General features: G+C 70.3%; 13 protein-coding genes. 5 read left to right on the top strand and 8 right to left on the bottom strand.

Annotated features, from left to right (window positions below; genetic code table 11):
- Nucleotides 1-62 precede the first annotated feature (62 nt).
- The gene (locus AQJ27_RS04060) at nucleotides 63-974 is read left to right on the top strand and encodes a helix-turn-helix transcriptional regulator (protein WP_067361654.1); all 912 of its coding nucleotides are present in this window, start codon (nucleotides 63-65) and stop codon (nucleotides 972-974) included.
- 78 nt (nucleotides 975-1,052) lie between these two features.
- On the opposite strand, the gene AQJ27_RS04055 is transcribed toward AQJ27_RS04060, so the two are convergent.
- The 4 genes from AQJ27_RS04055 to AQJ27_RS04040 all read right to left on the bottom strand — a co-directional run bounded on the left by AQJ27_RS04055 (nucleotide 1,053) and on the right by AQJ27_RS04040 (nucleotide 5,270).
- Entirely contained in the window at nucleotides 1,053-2,438 is a 1,386-nt protein-coding gene (locus AQJ27_RS04055) for a glycoside hydrolase family 16 protein (RefSeq protein WP_067361650.1), read from the bottom strand.
- A 178-nt stretch (nucleotides 2,439-2,616) separates the two neighbouring features.
- On the bottom strand, nucleotides 2,617-3,888 hold the full coding sequence (locus AQJ27_RS04050) for a L,D-transpeptidase (RefSeq protein WP_067362738.1): 1,272 nt from the start codon (nucleotides 3,886-3,888) through the stop codon (nucleotides 2,617-2,619).
- Nucleotides 3,889-4,077: 189 nt separating this feature from the next.
- Nucleotides 4,078-4,845, bottom strand: a complete 768-nt coding sequence (locus AQJ27_RS04045; RefSeq protein ID WP_067361647.1) for an IclR family transcriptional regulator — start codon at nucleotides 4,843-4,845, stop codon at nucleotides 4,078-4,080.
- Nucleotides 4,842-5,270, bottom strand: coding sequence for a MarR family winged helix-turn-helix transcriptional regulator (locus AQJ27_RS04040; RefSeq protein ID WP_067361645.1), 429 nt, complete (start codon nucleotides 5,268-5,270; stop codon nucleotides 4,842-4,844). Before AQJ27_RS04040 ends, AQJ27_RS04045 begins: the two co-directional genes overlap by 4 nt.
- A 295-nt stretch (nucleotides 5,271-5,565) precedes the next feature.
- Here AQJ27_RS04040 and AQJ27_RS04035 point away from each other — a divergent pair, with 295 nt between their 5' ends.
- Genes AQJ27_RS04035 through AQJ27_RS04020 form a run of 4 tightly spaced genes read left to right on the top strand, consistent with a single transcriptional unit; the run spans nucleotide 5,566 to nucleotide 9,344 of the window.
- On the top strand, nucleotides 5,566-6,483 hold the full coding sequence (locus tag AQJ27_RS04035) for an SDR family NAD(P)-dependent oxidoreductase (protein ID WP_067361643.1): 918 nt from the start codon (nucleotides 5,566-5,568) through the stop codon (nucleotides 6,481-6,483).
- A complete protein-coding gene (locus AQJ27_RS04030; protein WP_067361640.1) occupies nucleotides 6,483-7,355 on the top strand; it encodes an amidohydrolase family protein in 873 nt (290 codons plus the stop codon). Before AQJ27_RS04035 ends, AQJ27_RS04030 begins: the two co-directional genes overlap by 1 nt.
- A 10-nt stretch (nucleotides 7,356-7,365) precedes the next feature.
- Nucleotides 7,366-8,874, top strand: a complete 1,509-nt coding sequence (gene menE, locus AQJ27_RS04025; RefSeq protein ID WP_067361638.1) for an o-succinylbenzoate--CoA ligase — start codon at nucleotides 7,366-7,368, stop codon at nucleotides 8,872-8,874.
- A gap of 14 nt (nucleotides 8,875-8,888) precedes the next feature.
- Nucleotides 8,889-9,344, top strand: a complete 456-nt coding sequence (locus tag AQJ27_RS04020) for a MaoC family dehydratase (protein WP_067361636.1) — start codon at nucleotides 8,889-8,891, stop codon at nucleotides 9,342-9,344.
- Between the two features lie 26 nt (nucleotides 9,345-9,370).
- Here the strand turns inward: AQJ27_RS04020 and AQJ27_RS04015 are convergent, their stop codons facing one another.
- The 4 genes from AQJ27_RS04015 to AQJ27_RS04000 form a co-directional block, all read right to left on the bottom strand.
- Nucleotides 9,371-11,041, bottom strand: coding sequence for a PHP domain-containing protein (locus AQJ27_RS04015; protein WP_067361634.1), 1,671 nt, complete (start codon nucleotides 11,039-11,041; stop codon nucleotides 9,371-9,373).
- A 58-nt stretch (nucleotides 11,042-11,099) separates the two neighbouring features.
- Nucleotides 11,100-12,944 (bottom strand): LamG-like jellyroll fold domain-containing protein, encoded by a 1,845-nt coding sequence (locus AQJ27_RS04010; protein WP_067361633.1) that lies wholly within the window; start codon nucleotides 12,942-12,944, stop codon nucleotides 11,100-11,102.
- Nucleotides 12,945-13,055: 111 nt separating this feature from the next.
- A complete protein-coding gene (locus tag AQJ27_RS04005) occupies nucleotides 13,056-15,974 on the bottom strand; it encodes a glycoside hydrolase family 2 TIM barrel-domain containing protein (RefSeq protein WP_067361632.1) in 2,919 nt (972 codons plus the stop codon).
- Entirely contained in the window at nucleotides 15,974-16,828 is an 855-nt protein-coding gene (locus AQJ27_RS04000) for a carbohydrate ABC transporter permease (RefSeq protein ID WP_067362736.1), read from the bottom strand. Before AQJ27_RS04000 ends, AQJ27_RS04005 begins: the two co-directional genes overlap by 1 nt.
- Nucleotides 16,829-16,847: the final 19 nt, after the last annotated feature.

The raw sequence follows: 16,847 nt of genomic DNA, 5'->3' as shown, positions 1-16,847 counted from the left end.
GCGTGTCAGCCTTCGGTGAAAATGGGACACGGAGTGCTGGAGCGACTCGACGCGAGAGGGACATGACAGACAGAACCACCCAAGGCGGTGCAGGGGGCGAAGGCGGGACCCGGGACGGGATCAGGACCTTCCCCTTCCCGGTCGATCTGAGTCTGTCCGGCGTCGGTATGCAGGTCGGCGCGATGGGGACCGGGCGCGTCTGGCACGTGGACGCCCCGCTGGAACGCGTGCACCGCATCGACTTCCACGTCGTGATGCTGTTTCACGAGGGCCCGGTCAGGCACATGATCGACTTCGCCGAGTACGAGGCGTCCCCGGGCGACATCCTGTGGATCCGCCCCGGTCAGGTGCACCGCTTCTCCCGCACCGACCGCTACCGCGGCACCGTCCTGATCATGCAGCCCGGCTTCCTGCCGCGCGCGACCGTCGAGGCGACCGGTCTCTACCGCTACGACCAGCCGCCGCTGCTGCGTCCCGGCGCCGCCCAACTGGCCGCCCTGGAGCACTCGCTCACCCAGCTGGAACGCGAGTACGTCGACACCACCACGCTGCCGCTCAGCCTGCACACCTCGGTGCTGCGGCACTCCCTCACCGCGTTCCTGCTGCGCCTCGCCCATCTCGCGGCCAGTTCCGCCGAAGCGGCCCGCGAGCAGAGCGACACCACCTTCACGCGCTTCCGGGACGCGGTCGAGAAGGACTTCGCCACCAACCACAGCGTCAGCGCGTACGCCGACGCCCTCGGCTACTCCCGCCGCACCCTGGTCCGCGCGGTGCGCGCGGCCACCGGTGAGACCCCGAAGGGATTCATCGACAAGCGGGTGGTCCTGGAGGCCAAGCGGCTGCTGGCCCACACGGAGATGCCCATCGGCCGCATCGGCGTCGCCGTGGGCTTCCCCGACTCGGCGAACTTCTCCAAGTTCTTCCACCAGCACACGGGCACGAGCCCGGTGGTGTTCCGGGCGGAGCTGCGCTGAGACCGCACCGAAGAAAGGGGGCGGGCCCGCGGGCCCGCCCCCTTCACTCCTCGCGCCGCTCGTCGAGGAACCTCCTCGTCAGTGCCCGAAGTCGAACCAGTTGACGTTCACGAAGTCGGCCGGCTGGCCGCTGGTGAAGGTCAGATAGACGTCGTGGGTGCCGGTGACGCCGGTGATGTTGGCCGGGACCGTCCGCCAGCTCTGCCAGCCGCCGGTGCTGCCCACCGCGAAACTGCCGATGGGGGTGCTCGTACGGCTGTCGAGGCGCACCTCGACCAGACCGCTGACCCCGCTCGCCGCACCGCTCGCCACGCGCCCGATGAACTGCGTGGCCGCCGTGGAGCCGAAATTGACGCCCTTGTACAGCGCCCAGTCTCCGTTGGCCAGTGAGCCGATGTCCTGGCCGCCGCCGGTGTCCGTGGTGGCCTCGGTGCTGGTGCCCGACTGGCTGTCGTACGACTCGGCCTGGATGGCGCTGTAGGCGTCACGGTTGCCGGTCGGAGGGGGTGTGGTACCGCTCCCACTGGCCTGCAGCACCTGGACGTAGTCCACGACCAGCGGGTGGCCGGGCTCGGTGCCGCTGTCCGGACCGCCGCCGAAGGCGTCGGGGAAGCCGCCGCCCATCGCCACGTTCAGGATGACGAAGTAGCCGTGGTTGGTGGCGTTCGCCCAGGTGGTCGCGTCGACCTGGTTCGCCTTGACCGTGTGGAAGTTGACGCCGTCGAGGTAGAAGCGGATCTCCTCGGGGCTCGTCGAGCGGTCCCACTCCATGGCGTACGTGTGGAAGCCGGCCTGACAGGTGGTGCCGGCGCACGGGGTGTTGCCGCCGATGCCGCTGGTCTCGTTGCACGGGCCGCCCGGGTTGGTGCCGCAGTGCATGGTGGCCCACTCGGTGTTGAGGCCCTGGACGTTCTCCATGATGTCCAGCTCGCCGACGCTCGGCCAGTTCTGGTAGTTGCCGCGGTAGGGCGCGCCCAGCGTCCAGAAGGCGGGCCAGTAGCCCTTGGCGGCGGCGCCGGTCACGTTCGGCATCTGGAGGCGCGCCTCGACGCGGAGTTTGCCGCCCGCGGGCGGCTGGAAGTCGGTGCGGGTGGTCTCGATACGGCCCGAGGTCCAGTTGCCGGAGGCGTCCCGGCGCGGGGTGATCAGAAGGTTGCCGTTGCCGTCGAGCGCCACGTTGTTGGTGCTGGAGGTCATCGTCTCGACCTCGCCGGTGCCCCAGTTGGCGGCGCCGCCCGGATAGCTGGTGCCGGTGTCGTACTGCCAGTTGGAGGTGTTGACGCCGGAGCCGGCCGCCCCGTTGAAGTCGTCGACGAAGACCTGGGACCAGCCGGCCGGGGGAGTGGGCGCGGACGCGTTCGCGGGGAGGACCGCGGCCACGGCCAGGGTCAGCGTGCCGACCGCGGCCAGGATGACGCGCCGCAGGGGGCCGCGTCTGACAGGTGTGCCGGAGGGTTCACTCATGCATGCCTCTTCGGTACGGAGTGGGGGTGCGCGGGTGTGCTTGAGAGCGCTCTCAAGCAGGGTGCGCGGCCAATGTGCTCTCTGTCACTCCGAGCGTCAAGAGGTAAAGCCGAGAAACTCCTTTCCCTGTGCGGGAGTTCAGGGAATGAAGAGTGGGATGTGCGGGGCCCGGCGGCGCCTAGAGGGCGCTGCCCGCCTTCCAGTCGGACCAGGACAGGTTCCAGCCGTTGAGGCCGTTGGACGCCTCGACGGTCTTCTCGCCCGAGTTCTTGACGACGACGACATCGCCGAGCATCGAACCGGCGTAGAACTTGTAGCCCGGCACGGAGCTGTCGTTCGCGCCCTTGGCGTCGTGCAGGCCGACACATCCGTGGCTGGTGTTGGTGGAGCCGAAGACCGAGGTCGAGGCCCAGTAGTTGCCGTGGATGAAGGTGCCGGAGGTGGTCAGGCGCTGGGCGTGCGGGACGTCCGAGATGTCGTACTCGTCGCCGAGCCCGACGGTCGAGGACTCCATCCGGGTCTGCTTGAACCGCTCGCTGATCACCATGATCCCGGACCAGGTGGTGTGGTCGGCGTCGCCGCCGCTCACCGGGTAGGTGGCGAGGGTGGAGCCGTCGCGCTCGACGGTCATGGTCTTCTTGGCCAGGTCGACCGTGCTGATCTGACGGCGGCCGATGTGGAAGGTGACGTCCTTGGACTGGGTGCCGTAGACGCCGGTCGTGCCCTCGACGTCCTTCAGACGCAGGCTCAGCGTGATCTTCGTGCCCGCGGCCCAGTACTCCTCGGGCCGGAAGTCGAGGCGAGTGTCGCTGAACCAGTGGCCGACCACCTCGACCGCGGGCTCCACCGTCACCGTGATCGCCTTTTCCACGGCGGCCCGGTCCTTCACGGCCTCGGTGAAGTTGATCGACACGGGCATGCCGACACCGGAGGTCGAATTCGCCTCGGGCGTGAAATAACCCACGAACGTTCCCGAGGGCTGCTTCGTGACGAAGCTCGCGCTCTGCGCGGCGGCGCCCTTAGGCGTGGCCGTGACCGTGTATTTGGTGCCCGAGTAAGGGTTTTTCGTGGACGTCCATTTCGTACGGGCGTCATTGAAGGATCCGGCCAGGGTGGAGCCGTCGTTTCCGCTGACCTCGACGCTCGCGAGCGTGCCGTCGCTGACGGTGACCTCGACCGGGCTCGTGAAACCGGCCTTCTTCGTGCCGTCGGCCGGGGTGACGGTCACCGTCGGGGTCTTGACCTCGGCTTTCGTGCTCGCGCCCGCCGTCGCGCCCGCCTTCGCGTCCGCTCCCTCCGAGGCGTCCGCCGAGCCGCTGCAGCCCGTGAGGATGCCCACGGCCGGTACGGCGCCGAGGGCGGCCAGGACCCCGCGCCGCGACCAGGCCTGCCGCTCGGACCGGTTCGCCGTCCACCGCTCGGACCGGTTCGAATTCTTCGCGAAGCCCACGGCACGCCTTTCCTGGATGACCACCACGACTGCTGGTGCATCCTGCGCCGCCTTCCTGGGGCGATTCTTTGAAACCCGGGGCTGCCGCCTGAGATTTACGTGAAGAGCGCCTGAGAATCGGCCTGAAGGAACGGCGTACGACAATGCGCGAAGCGCCGTTTGACCCATGTACCGCGGCTCCAGGGAGCCTCAGGTGCCCGGCTCGGGCCGGGTCTGCGGCTGCCACCCCAGGGCGCGGGAGATCCCCCGCGCCGCCAGCCGTACCGCCGGAATCAACGCCGGTACCTGGGCGTCGTGTTCGGGGACCACGACGGAGACCGCCGCGACCACCGCGCCGCCCGCGCCGCGCACCGGAGCGGCGACCGACAGGGCGTCGTCGGTGACCTGACGGCTGCTCACCGCCACGCCGGTACGGCGGACTTCGGCGAGCGCGCGGCGCAGGCGAGCCCCGTCGGTGAGGGTGTGCGGGGTGAACGCGGCCAACGGCCCCGAGCAGTAGGCCTCTTGGGACGTCGAGTCACCGTGGGCCAGCAGTGCGAGTCCCACGCCCGTCGCGTGCAGTGGCCAGCGGGCGCCCACCTGGGTGCGTACACCGACCGCGGAGCGTCCGGAGATCCACTCGATGTAGACGACCTGGGAGCCGTCGCGGACCGCCATCTGCACGTTCTCGTGCGTGGCCTCGTACAGGTCCTCCAGGTACGGCAGCGCGATCTGGCGGAGGGCGAGGCCACGGGGTGCGAGGGCCGCGATCTCCCAGAGGCGCAGGCCCACGTGGTAGACGCCGTCCGCGTCCCGCTCCAGGGCGCCCCAGTCGGTGAGGGCGCCGACCAGCCGGTGCGCGGTGGTGAGGGTCAGTCCGGCCCGGCGGCTGATTCCCGTCAGGGAGAGTGCCGGGTGCTGGTGGTCGAAGGCGGCGAGCACGGCGAGCAGACGGTCGGGAGCGGACAGCGTGGTCATGAGTTCAGTTCGGCTTCGGCGACCCGTTGCAGGAGCGTGTGCAGGGCGTCCCGCTCGGCGGGGGCGAGCGGCTGGAGCAGGTCGTTCGTGACGCGCAGGCCCGCCTCGTCCGTGTCGCGCAGGAACGCTCGGCCGTCGTCCGTGAGCACGACGATCCGGCTGCGGCGGTCGTCCGGCGACGGGCGGCGCTCGGCGAAACCGAGCTTCTCCAGGTCGTCGACGAGTCCGACGATCGCGCTCGGGTCGTAGCCGAGCCGCGAGCTCAGCTCCCGCTGGAGCGCGCCCTCGGAGGTGGCCAGGAAGCGCAGCAGCGCGTAGTGGCGCAGCCGCAGTCCCGACTCCTGGAGGAAGGTGTTGAACAGCTGCCCCGAGCGAAGGCCCAGCCGGTACAGCAGATAGCCGGTGTCGGCGTGCAGTCCGCGCATCCACGGCTCCTGGGCGTCGATGGGGACGGGGCCGGTGGCCGGGCTGGTGGCGTGCTGCTGGCCTGCGATGACGGGCTCCCTGGGCCGGGCCCCGGGCGGGGCGGTTCATTCGTGCCGGGTACGGCGCGATGCCGTACTGCGTACAGCATCGCGCCGTACTCCGCACAGCATGCCGCACGGATGAGTCGGCAACAACTATTGACGTCAACAATTATTGTCCTTAGCTTCGATCTCGTAGTCGCAGCCCGGCATCGCACGCCGCGCTGCGGACCCTCAGCGTCGAAGGGACCCCCTCGTGCCCAGCATCGATCTCACCGGCAAGGTGGCAGTCGTCACCGGCAGCGGCCGTGGCCTGGGCCTGGCCTACGCACACGCGCTCGCGGCCGTCGGCGCCCGCGTGGTCGTCAACGACGTCGACGAGGCCGTGGCCGAACAGGCCGTGAAGTCCATCAGCGCCGCGGGCGGCAAGGCCGTGGCCGAGGTGGTCCCGGTCGGCACCACCGAGGCGGCCGACCGGCTCGTCGCCCGTGCGGTGCGGGAGTTCGGACGGCTCGACGTCCTGGTCACCAACGCGGGCATCCTGCGTGACAAGGTGCTGTGGAAGATGACCGACGAGGACTTCGACGCGGTGATCACCACGCATCTGAAGGGCACCTTCACCTGCGCCCGCGCCGCTGCCGTGCGCATGCGCGAGCAGGGCGAGGGCGGCTCGCTGATCCTGGTCGGCTCGCCGGCCGGGCAGCGCGGGAACTTCGGCCAGACGAACTACGCCGCCGCGAAGGCGGGCATCGCCGCCATGGCCCGTACCTGGTCGATGGAGCTGGGCCGTGCGGGCATCACCGTCAACGCGATCGTGCCGGTCGCCGCCACCGCGATGACCGAGACCATTCCCGCGTTCGCCCCGTACGTCGAGGCCATGAGGAACGGCGAGCCGCTGCCCGACTTCCTCCGCAAGGGCGAGGGCTTCGGCACCCCCGAGGACTGCGCCGCCCTCGTCCCGTTCCTCGCCTCCGACGCCGCCCGCGGGGTCACCGGCCAGGCCATCGGCATCGGCGGTGACAAGGTGGCACTCTGGTCGCACCCGCAGGAGGTCAGGGCGGCGTACGCGGACGGCGGCTGGACCCCCGACACCCTGGCCGACGCGTGGGCCACGTCGGTCGGCGCCGAGCCGCAGACCGTCGGGATCCCCGCGCCGAAGCTTCCGGAGGCGTGATGGACCCGAACGAACTCGTCGCGATCGACGTCCACACCCACGCGGAGGTGTCCTCGAAGGGCCACGCCTCGCTCGAGGACGATCTGCACGAAGCCTCCAGCGCCTACTTCAAGGTCGAGGGCAAGCGGAAGCCCACCCTGGAGGAGACGGCCGCCTACTACCGCGAGCGGAAGATGGCCGCCGTGATCTTCACGGTGGACGCCGAGTCCGCCACCGGCACCGCGCCCGTCCCGAACGAGGAGGTCGCCGAGGCCGCCGCCGCCAACCCGGACGTGCTGATCCCCTTCGCCTCCATCGACCCCTTCCGGGGCAAGGCCGGCGTCAAGCAGGCCCGCCGGCTCGTCGAGGAGTACGGGGTCAAGGGCTTCAAGTTCCACCCCAGCATCCAGGGCTTCTTCCCCAACGACAGGTCGGTGGCGTACGGGCTGTACGAAGTGATCGAGGAGACCGGCACCATCGCCCTCTTCCACACCGGGCAGACGGGGATCGGGGCCGGGGTTCCCGGAGGCGGCGGCATCCGGCTGAAGTACTCCAACCCCCTGCACGTGGACGATGTGGCCGCCGACTTCCCGCACCTCAAGATCATCCTGGCGCACCCCTCCTTCCCCTGGCAGGACGAGGCGCTGGCCGTCGCCACCCACAAGCCGGGTGTGCACATCGACCTGTCCGGCTGGTCGCCCAAGTACTTCCCGCCGCAGCTCGTGCAGTACGCCAACACGCTGCTCAAGGACAAGGTGCTCTTCGGCTCCGACTACCCCGTCCTCACCCCCGACCGCTGGCTCGCCGACTTCGACAAGCTGACGATCAAGGACGAGGTCAAGCCGAAGATCCTCAAGGAGAACGCCGCCCGGCTGCTCGGGCTGACACCGTAAGGGGCCACAGATGCGCAATGAGGGACTGGGGTCGTGGCCCGCACGCCGGGCCCGCAAGACCCCGCACCGCACCGCCCTGATCCACGGCGACACCACCGTCAGCTATGCCGAGCTGTACGCCCGCACCACCCGCCTCGCCCACGCGCTGCGCGCGCTCGGCCTGCGCCGCGGCGACCGCATCGCCTATCTCGGCCCCAACCACCCCTCCTACCTCGAAACCCTCTTCGCGGCGGGCACGCTCGGCGCGGTCTTCGTGCCGCTCAACCCCCGCCTCGCCGGACCCGAGATCGCCCACCAGCTCAGCGACTCGGGCGCCAAGGTCCTCGTGTACGCGCCGTCGATGGCCGGACTCGTCGCGGGGCTGCCGGGCAACGCGGACGTGCGGACGTTCGTCGAAGTCGGCCCTCGGTACGAGGAGTTGATCGGCCAGGCCGCCGAGGAGCCGATCGACCAGCCCGTCACCGCGGAGGACATGTGCATCATCATGTACACCTCGGGCACGACGGGCCGCCCCAAGGGCGCGATGCTCACCCACGGCAATCTGACCTGGAACGCGGTCAACGTCCTCGTCGACCACGACCTGACCGCCGACGAACGCGCCCTGATCTCGGCCCCGTTGTTCCACACGGCAGGGCTGAACATGCTGACCCTGCCGGTGCTGCTCAAGGGCGGCACCTGTGTCCTGGTCGAGTCCTTCGACCCGGTGGCCACCCTCGACCTGATCGAACGGCACCGGATCACCTTCATGTTCGGGGTGCCGACCATGTTCGACCAGGTGGCCCGGCAGCCCCGGTGGGCCGACGCCGACCTGTCCTCGTTGCGCATCCTCACCTGCGGCGGCTCACCCGTACCGACCCCGCTCATCGCCGCCTACCAGGAGCGCGGGCTCACCTTCCTGCAGGGCTACGGCATGACCGAGGCGTCGCCCGGCACCCTCTTCCTGGACGCGGAACACGCGGTCGGCAAGGCGGGCTCGGCGGGTGTGCCGCACTTCTTCAGCGATGTCCGGGTCGTACGGCCCGACTTCACACCGGTCGACGTCGGGGAGACGGGCGAGGTGGTCGTGCGCGGGCCGCACGTCATGCCCGGCTACTGGGGGCTGCCCGACGAGACGGCCGCGGTGTTCGCCGACGGCTGGTTCCGCAGCGGGGACGCCGCCCGGGTCGACGAGGACGGCTATGTCTTCATCGTCGACCGCATCAAGGACATGATCATCTCGGGCGGCGAGAACATCTACCCCGCCGAGATCGAGGACCTTCTCCTCGGCCACCCCGGCATCGTCGAGTGCGCCGTCATCGGAGTCGCCGACGACAAGTGGGGCGAGGTGCCGCGCGCGGTCGTCGTCCCCCGCGAGGGCGTCAAGCTCGACCCGGACGAGGTCCTCGCCTCGCTCGGCGGACGCCTCGCCAAGTACAAGATCCCGAAGTCGGTGGTCGTCGTGGACGAACTCCCGCGCACCGCCTCCGGAAAGCTCCTCAAGGCCCGTGTCCGCACGCGATACGGCACCACCGACTCGTAAGCAGGGAAGTACACATGAGCATCACCGTGAACGGCCTCGACGAACTCAAGAAGCTCGCCGGCGGCGACCTCGGCACCAGCGAGTGGATCGAGGTCACCCAGGAGCGGATCAACACCTTCGCCGACGCCACCGGCGATCACCAGTGGATCCACGTCGACCCGCAGAAGGCGGCCGAGGGCCCCTTCGGCGCGCCCATCGCGCACGGCTATCTGACCCTCTCCCTCTTCATCCCGCTCTTCACCGGGCTGCTGGAGGTCGAGGGCGTGTCGACGAAGGTCAACTACGGTCTGAACAAGGTGCGTTTCCCCGCCCCGGTGAAGGTCGGCTCGCGCATCCGGCTGGTCGCGAGGCTCGCCTCGGTCGAGGACGTGCCGGGCGGGGTGCAGATCGTCGTCGACGGGACGATAGAGATCGACGGCGGCGGGAAGCCCGCCGCCGTCCTCCAGAGCCTGTCGCGCTTCTACGCCTGACGGTCCACGTCGGGCGGCCGTTCTCCCTACCGGCCGCCCACCACGTCGACGAACACGGGGTTCGCGTAGAACCACGTGTCGACCCACGGGTCACCGTTTCCGGGCACGTGCGGAATCGGGCCGTGCGGGTCGATCGAGGCGCCCAGGTAGCCCGTACCGTTGCGGTTGCCGTCGCTGCCGCGCAGCCGGACGTAGAAGGACTCGTCTCCGGCGACCAGCGGGATGCGCAGGGTGTACGTGCCCTTGCGACCGCTCACGTCCACCGTGCGGACGACCTTGGTGTCGGGCGCGCGCCAGTCGTCGCGGTCGGCGGCAGGTCCGCGCACCGCGCCACGGATGACGTCGACGTGCGCCAACTCCGGCAGGATCCCGTGGGGGTTGGCGCGCGAGGCGGTCGTCACGGTGACCGACAGCGTGAGCTTCTCGCCCTTGCGGACGCGGATCCGGCCACCCATGGTGACACCCGGACCGTGGTCGCAGTCCCGCTTCACCCGGACGTCGAGCCCGTCGAGCAGATGCCCGTGGTCGAGCCAGACGCGGCCCGCGCGCAGGCCCGCCATCACGGCGCGGTAGCCGTAGCGGGTCACGCCCACGTGGGTGCGGCTGAACTGGCCGGGCCAGAAGTCGCCGCCCGGCTGCTGGGAGTCGGTGTTCACCGGGTCGGGAATGTGCCCGGTGTTGTCGAAGTTCTGCCCGGGCGCCCAGTCGCCGTTCTTCCAGGTGTCGAAGACGACGCGGTGCACGTCGGAGTTGGTGGTGATGGTGAACAGCCTGCCCTCGGCGAGCATCGCGTCCCACATGCCGCCGACGGTCGCCGTCATCCAGTCGAAGCCGCCGTACAGGACGTACGCGTTCTCCGGGTACCCGGCGAAGGAGTCCGCGGACGGCTTGTTGGTGTACTCGCCGCGCTGCTGGCCCGAGCCGACCCAGCCGGGGATGCCGCCGCCCTGGGCGCCGGGCGCGCCCTCCATGCCGATCATGATCTCGGGCGCCGCGTCCCGCCAGTTCCGCATCTCGTGCGGGGAGTCGATGCCCAGGCGCGTGGGGTGGTTGGCGAGGACGAGCACATCGTCGACGTAACCGGTGCGGCGCTGCTCCGCGAGCCACTTGATGGCCTTGACCGCGTGGGCCTCGTTGCGGACCGTGTCGGGGCTGGTCGGCGAGCCCGCCGTGTAGCCCAGCAGCTTGCCGTCGTAGGCGAGTTCGAACTTCGTGAGCAGATCCACCTCGTGCCGGCCGGGCGCCGCGAAGACCGTGGCGTGCTCGGCGCCCGGTATGTACCACTCCAGACCCTGGAAGATCAGCTGACGCGGGTTCGCGGCGCGCGCCTTCAGGATCTCCTGGTGCTCCAACTGGGCGCCGTAGTTGGCGTGCCCGAAGTTGGAGTGCTCATTGAAGACCATCCAGTCCAGGCCGTACCTGGCGCTCGCCTGGGCGAGCTGGGAGAACGTGTACTTCGCGTCGTGGCTGTACACGGAGTGGACGTGGTGGTCGCCGACGAGATAGGCGAGGCGCGGGTCGTCGCCGCCGAGGCGCCGGGAGCCGGCCGTCGCGGGCGTGGCGAGCGAGCCCACCGCGAAGGCAGCCCCGAACAGGCCGGCGCTGCGCAGCAGCCCGCGCCGTGACACGCCCTGCGGGTCCAGCGCGGCGGGGGAGACGGATGGATCGGCCCAGGCGGGCAGTTGCTGCTCGGACATGCGGAACTTCTCCCTCGGGGAGTCGGAAGGTCTTCGGGTCACCGGTGGCCGAGACGGCTCAGTGGTTCATGAACTGCGAGACGGGAAGCGCCCGTTCGACGATCCGTACGTCGCCGAGCCGTCCGTGCAGGATCTGGTCGATCCTGCCCGCGTACTCGTAGCCGCCGAGCAGCCAGGGCAGCCCGAGCGAGGTGAGGCCGACCGCGACGGTGTGCGGGTTGCGGGCGACCGGGCAGCCCTGGACGTACATCGTGGTGTGCGATCCGTCGTTGACGACGGCGACGTGCCACCACTGCTCGCGGGCCGTCTCGTCGCCCCAGTTGGTGACGATGCCCTGCTGGTTGAGCGGCCGGACGGCCCACTGCGGGCCGGGCCCGTCGGAGAGGGAGAGCGTGGCGAGCGGCTCGTCCGGGTCGTCGGCGGTCTTGCCCGCGCCACCGCCCGTGCCGGTCCGGCTGATCAGCGAGGCCCAGGCGTTGTGCGAGGCGTCCCAGTCGGCGGGGAGCTGGTAGAAGGCCTCGATGGTGTAACCGCGCTTGAAGGTGGCCGAGTTGAGTGGCGCACCGTCGACCGTGCGCAGATACGCGCCCTTCAGCGGGGGCTTGCCACCCTCGAAGACGAGGCTGCCGTGGCCCGGCTGGTCGGGGTGGTGGGCGGAGGACCAGGTGAGGGCGCTGTCGCCGACCTTGACCACGGCCAGGTCGTTGCCGTGCCCGGACCGGTCGCGGACCGTGCCCTCGGCCGCCGTACCGTCCGTGTGCCCGTCGAAGCGCCAGTACGCGAGTGTGCCCCGGACCAGCATCTCGGACACCGGGCGCGCCGGGCGGGCGGGCACCGGCGCGAAGCCCGCGAAGCGGTCCTCGAAGTCGACGCCGACCGAGAACCGGTCGGCGTCACCGCTGAGTTCGATCTCCTGCCGCTCCAGCTCGCCCAGCCCCTTGGCCGCCCGGCCCAGGATCCACGGCGAGATGGTCTCGACGTCGATGGTGTCGCGGTCGAGGTCGAAGTGGTAGAGGCGGATCATCGCCGCGCCGCCGTAGTAACGATTCTGATAGTTCGTCAGGTGGAGGTGGACGTCGTGCCCGGCCGCGTTGGTGCGGGTGGCGCGGGCGGCGGGCCAGTAGTGCCCGTTCAGGGTCAGGAAGATCTGGTCGTGGTCGTGGATCAACTGGTCCCAGAGCTGCTGCCCGTACGAGGACAGGGTGTCGTCGTCCACGACCAGCTCGTGCGTGGTGAGGATGACCGGCGTCCTGGGGTGCTGGGCGATGACGTCCTTCGCCCACGCGTAGCCCTGCGCCGACAGCCGCCAGTCCAGGGCGAGGACGAGCCACTCCCTGCCCGCAGCCCTGAACAGGTGGAAGGTGTTGTAGCCGTCCGGCGAGGCCCCGCCGAAGGTGCGCTTGCTCCGGAAGCGCTGCGGGCCGAAGACGTCCAGATAGGGGGTCGCGCCCCGCTGGTCGTCCGTGGACGACCTGATGTCGTGGTTGCCCGCGAGCACGCTGTAGCCGACGCCGCGCCGGTCGAGCAGCTCAAAGGCCTTGCCCGCGGCCGCGAATTCGGCCTGGCCGCCGTTCTCCGTGATGTCGCCCAGGTGCGAGAGGAAGACGATGTTCTCGTCCTTCCCGTGCTCCAGGAGATAGCGCAGAGAGGCCTCGATCGGCGCGGGGTTGATGCTCGGCCCGTCGAAGAGGTACTGCGTGTCGGGCATGACGGCGAGCGTGAAGCGGCGGCTGTCGGCGTCGGACCGCCAGTTCGCCTCACGCGTCGCCGCCTGCGCCGTCACCGCGGGCAGGGCCACCGAAGTGGTGGCCGCCGCGCCGATCAGGGCCGTGGCCCGCAGGAAGTTGCGTCTGCCGGCGCCGGCCTGCTCGGCCTCCGTCGCCTGGTCATGCGAAGTGCACACGTCTGCTCCATGAAGGTGCGAAAAGGTCAGTGAGGGAGTTCGAGTCAGGTCGAGCGTCGAGTCATGTCGAACGGGTCGGGCCGGTGGGTCGGGCGGCGCGCCGCGCGCGGGTCAGAGCACGCGCAGCGTCCAGGACCAGCGGTGGGTGCCGGCCGGGACGAGGTAGCCGGGCGAGGTGTCGGGTCCGCACGAGGCCGTGCCCACCCCCCGGTGCGCGGCGTCGAGGTGCACCACGCAGCCGGGCCGCGGCACCAGCTCGTCGTGATGGGTGGCGGCCGCCAGATCCGCGGCCCGGTAGCGGGTCACGGTCACCTGACGAGGCTCGTCGAGCGCGACTGCGAAGCCCGTGGCGTCCGGCGCCGAGAGCGTGAAGCGGCGTACACCGTGCCGCCCCCCGCTCTCCTGCGGACGCAGATAGGGGGTGAACAGCTCGTCCACGGGGAGGGAGTGGTGGCCCACCGGAGCGCCGGTGCTCCGGTCCGGGTAGGACTCCCAGGGGCCCTGCCCGTACCACTCCAGGACATCGAGCCCGGCGACCGTCTCGAAGACCGAGCCCACCCGAGGTACGTCGTCGAGCGCGGCCGGCAACTGCGCCGTCTCCTCGATCCGCACCCCGCCCTCGACACGGGTGAACACCTGCTCGTGACGTACGGCGCCCGCCAGGGTCGCGTACTCGGCGACCACGGTGACGCTCCCGCCCTCGCGGCGTACGTCGACGAGCTTGCGCTCCAGCGCGTCGAGCCCCCACGCCCGCCAGCGCACCGCCATGCCACCGAGCTCGTCGTTGTCGGTCGGTGTCCGCCACAGCGACAGCACGGGGGCCGCGCTGAGCAGCGGATGGACGAGCAGCCCGTCCTCGTCGACCTCGACAGGGGAGTCCTCCGTCGCGACAGAACCCACGGGGGTGGCCGCCCTGAGCCGCACCTGCGGCACACACACCTCCGTGCCGCGCGGTGCCCATGCCTCCTCGTCCGCCGTGGTCACCCGCAGCGTCAGCCAGGCCTCGCCGCCGTCCCGCGGCAGCGTGAACGGCATCGGCACGGCCACCGATTCGCCCGCCCGTACGTCGGGCAGCTCGGCCGCGGCCGTCAGCGTGCCGCCCTCCGCGAGGGACAGCTCCCACTCGGCGGCCAGCCACTCAAGGCCCCGGAAGTGCTGGTGGTTGGTGACCCGCAGCTCGCCCCCGACGTACGCGAGGCGCACCGGCGCCGCGATCTCCCGGTGCTCGAACATCACCGGCTTGGGCGTGCGGTCGGGGAAGACGACCCCGTCGGCGACGAAGGCGCCGTCGTGGACCGTCTCGCCGAAGTCGCCGCCGTAGGCCCAGCGGTGGCCCGGCGCGGTGACACCGTTGTCATACAGCCCGGCGCCACCGCGCCCGGCCGGTCTTCCGTCGTTCACGCGTTGAAGAATGCCGTGGTCCCAGAACTCCCAGATGAAACCGCCCTGAAGCCCTGGGGTTGACTCGATGGCGGCCCAGTGGTCGGCCAGCGTGCCGTTGCTGTTGCCCATGGCGTGCGAGTACTCGCACTGGATGAGCGGCTTGGTCTGCTCCCCGGAGAGGGCGTGCGCGACACAGTCCTCGAGCGGCGCGTACATGGGGCAGGCGATGTCGGAGGCGACCTTCGGGTCGGCCCAGCCGAGCTTCGCCGCGCCCTCGTACTGGAGGGGCCGGGACGGGTCGTGGCGGCGCAGCCAGCCCGCGGCGGCGTCGTGGCCCGCGCCGTAGTCGGACTCGTTGCCCAGCGACCAGATGATCACCGAGGGGTGGTTCTTGTCGCGCAGGACCATACGGGAGACGCGGTCCACGAAGGCGCCGAGGTAGCGGGGGTCGTCGGCGATCTCGTGCGCGTGGTCGTGCGCCTCGATGTTCGCCTCGTCCACGACGTAGAAGCCCAGCTCGTCCGCGAGGTCGAGCAGGGTCGGGTCGTTCGGGTAGTGGGCGGTGCGGATCGCGTTGAACCCGAAGCGCTTCAGCGTCACCAGATCGGCGCGCATGTCGTCGTAGGACACCGTCCGGCCCGTCAGCGGGTGGAAGTCGTGCCGGTTGACGCCCCGGATGTAGACCCGCTCGCCGTTGAGGAGCAGGTCCCGGCCGCGGATGGCGACCTCGCGGAAGCCCACGCGGTGGTGCGAGGTGTCCGCGACCGAGCCGTCGGCGCGGTGCAGCCGTACGGTCAGGTCGTACAGCTCGGGCGTCTCGGCGGTCCAGGCGCGGACGCCCTCGACGACCGCGGTGAGACGGGCCTCGCCGAGGAAGTCGGAGACCCGGCCGTCCTCCTCCTTGAACCGCTCGTACTCGGCGTCCTGGGTGAGCAGCCGGCCGTCCAGCTCCCCGGTGACGTACCAGCCCTCGGGCAGCGCGCCCCCGGCGTCCCGCACCTGGCAGTCGACCCGCAGGCCGCCGTCGCACCGCGTCCGTACGGTCACGTCGGCCAGTCGCAGCGGATCGGTCGCGTACAGCAGCACCGAGCGGGTGATCCCGGCGTGCCACCAGTGGTCCTGGTCCTCGAGGTGCGAGGCGTCCGACCACTTGACGACGGTGAGCCGCAGCGAGGCGCGCTCTCCGGGGCGTACGACGTCGGAGAGGTCGAACTCGGCCGCGAGGTGCGAGTCCTTGGACACGCCGACGGGGCGCCCGTCCACATGGACCAGCAGCACGCTCCCGGCGGCGCCGACCTGGAGCACGATCCGGCGGCCGGCCCACTCGGCGGGGACGTCCACCGCGCGCTCGTACACGCCCGTCGGATTCGCGTCCGGCGAGGCGGGCGGAAACTCGCCCCAGGGCATCTTGAAGTTGGTGTACTGCGGCAGGTCGTCGGTGTCCTCGGTGGTCCAGGAGCCGGGCACCTGGAGCGAGGACCAGGCCAGACCGGGGGCCGAGGTGGGTGTGGGCAGCAGTTGGAAGCGCCAGGAGCCGTCCAGTGAGAGGGCCCCGGCCCGGCGGTCGACGGCGTTCATGGGCAACCGCCCCCAGGAGGTCACCTCAGGTGCTTCCCAGGGGCGGAGCGCGAACAGCGGGTCCCTCATCAGCGGATGGCCCCCTTGCCGAGGTCCGCGATGATCTGCTTGGCGCCGATCGCGAAGACGATCAGCAGCGGGATGAGGGCGAGAAGTGCGCCGGTCATGACCATTCCGTAGTCGGTGGTGCCGTGGACACCGTTCAGCTGGGAGAGCGCGACCTGGAGGGTCACGTTGTCCGGGTTGGTGAGGGCGATCAGAGGCCAGGCGTAGTCGTTCCACTGGCCCATGAAGGTGAAGATGCCGAGGAAGGCGAGGCCCGGCCGGACCACCGGGAGCGCCACGTGCCAGTACTGGCGCAGGAAGCCCGCCCCGTCCAGCTTGGAGGCGTCGATCAGCTCGTCGTGGATCGCGCTCTTCATGTACTGGCGCATCCAGAAGATGCCGAACGCGTTGGCCGCCGCCGGGACGATCAGCGCGGTCATCGAGCCGATCCAGCCCAGCTTCGCCATGATCACGAACTGGGGGATCGCCTGGAGCTGCGCCGGGACCATGAAGATGACCATCATCAGCGCGAACAGCACCCGGCGGCCCGGGAACTGGAACTTGGCGAACACGAACGCGGCCAGCGAGTCGAAGAACAGGACCAGGACGGTCACCGAGCACGCGACCAGCAGCGAGTTGAACATCGACCCGAAGAAGTCGACGTTGTCGAAGAGGTGGCGGACGTTCTCGAGGAAGTGCGAGCCGGGCAGCAGCTTCGGCGGGTAGGAGAAGATCTCCGTCGACGAGTGCGTCGACATGATCACGGCCCAGTAGAACGGGAAGACCGAGAGCAGCAGACCGATGATCAGGGAGAGGTGGAGCGCGATGCCCCGGCGCTGTGACCCCTTGATGGTCGACGTGCGCCCCGCCCCCTTCATGGAGGCCGATGAACCCTTG

The organism is Streptomyces olivochromogenes (assembly GCF_001514115.1).
Classification (GTDB): Bacteria; Actinomycetota; Actinomycetes; order Streptomycetales; family Streptomycetaceae; genus Streptomyces; species Streptomyces olivochromogenes.
The sequence above is the reverse complement of the archived record's forward strand: the minus strand, read 5'-3'. Positions and strand labels throughout refer to the sequence as shown.

Bases quoted from the DNA above. Each gene is read 5' to 3' on its own strand.
- AQJ27_RS04060 (WP_067361654.1), top strand. From the start codon at position 63: ATGACAGACAGAACCACCCAAGGCGGTGCAGGGGGCGAAGGCGGGACC.
- AQJ27_RS04055 (WP_067361650.1), bottom strand. From the start codon at position 2,438: ATGAGTGAACCCTCCGGCACACCTGTCAGACGCGGCCCCCTGCGGCGC.
- AQJ27_RS04045 (WP_067361647.1), bottom strand. From the start codon at position 4,845: ATGACCACGCTGTCCGCTCCCGACCGTCTGCTCGCCGTGCTCGCCGCC.
- AQJ27_RS04040 (WP_067361645.1), bottom strand. From the start codon at position 5,270: ATGCGCGGACTGCACGCCGACACCGGCTATCTGCTGTACCGGCTGGGC.
- AQJ27_RS04030 (WP_067361640.1), top strand. From the start codon at position 6,483: ATGGACCCGAACGAACTCGTCGCGATCGACGTCCACACCCACGCGGAG.
- menE (WP_067361638.1), top strand. From the start codon at position 7,366: ATGCGCAATGAGGGACTGGGGTCGTGGCCCGCACGCCGGGCCCGCAAG.
- AQJ27_RS04020 (WP_067361636.1), top strand. From the start codon at position 8,889: ATGAGCATCACCGTGAACGGCCTCGACGAACTCAAGAAGCTCGCCGGC.
- AQJ27_RS04015 (WP_067361634.1), bottom strand. From the start codon at position 11,041: ATGTCCGAGCAGCAACTGCCCGCCTGGGCCGATCCATCCGTCTCCCCC.
- AQJ27_RS04005 (WP_067361632.1), bottom strand. From the start codon at position 15,974: ATGAGGGACCCGCTGTTCGCGCTCCGCCCCTGGGAAGCACCTGAGGTG.
- AQJ27_RS04000 (WP_067362736.1), bottom strand. From the start codon at position 16,828: ATGAAGGGGGCGGGGCGCACGTCGACCATCAAGGGGTCACAGCGCCGG.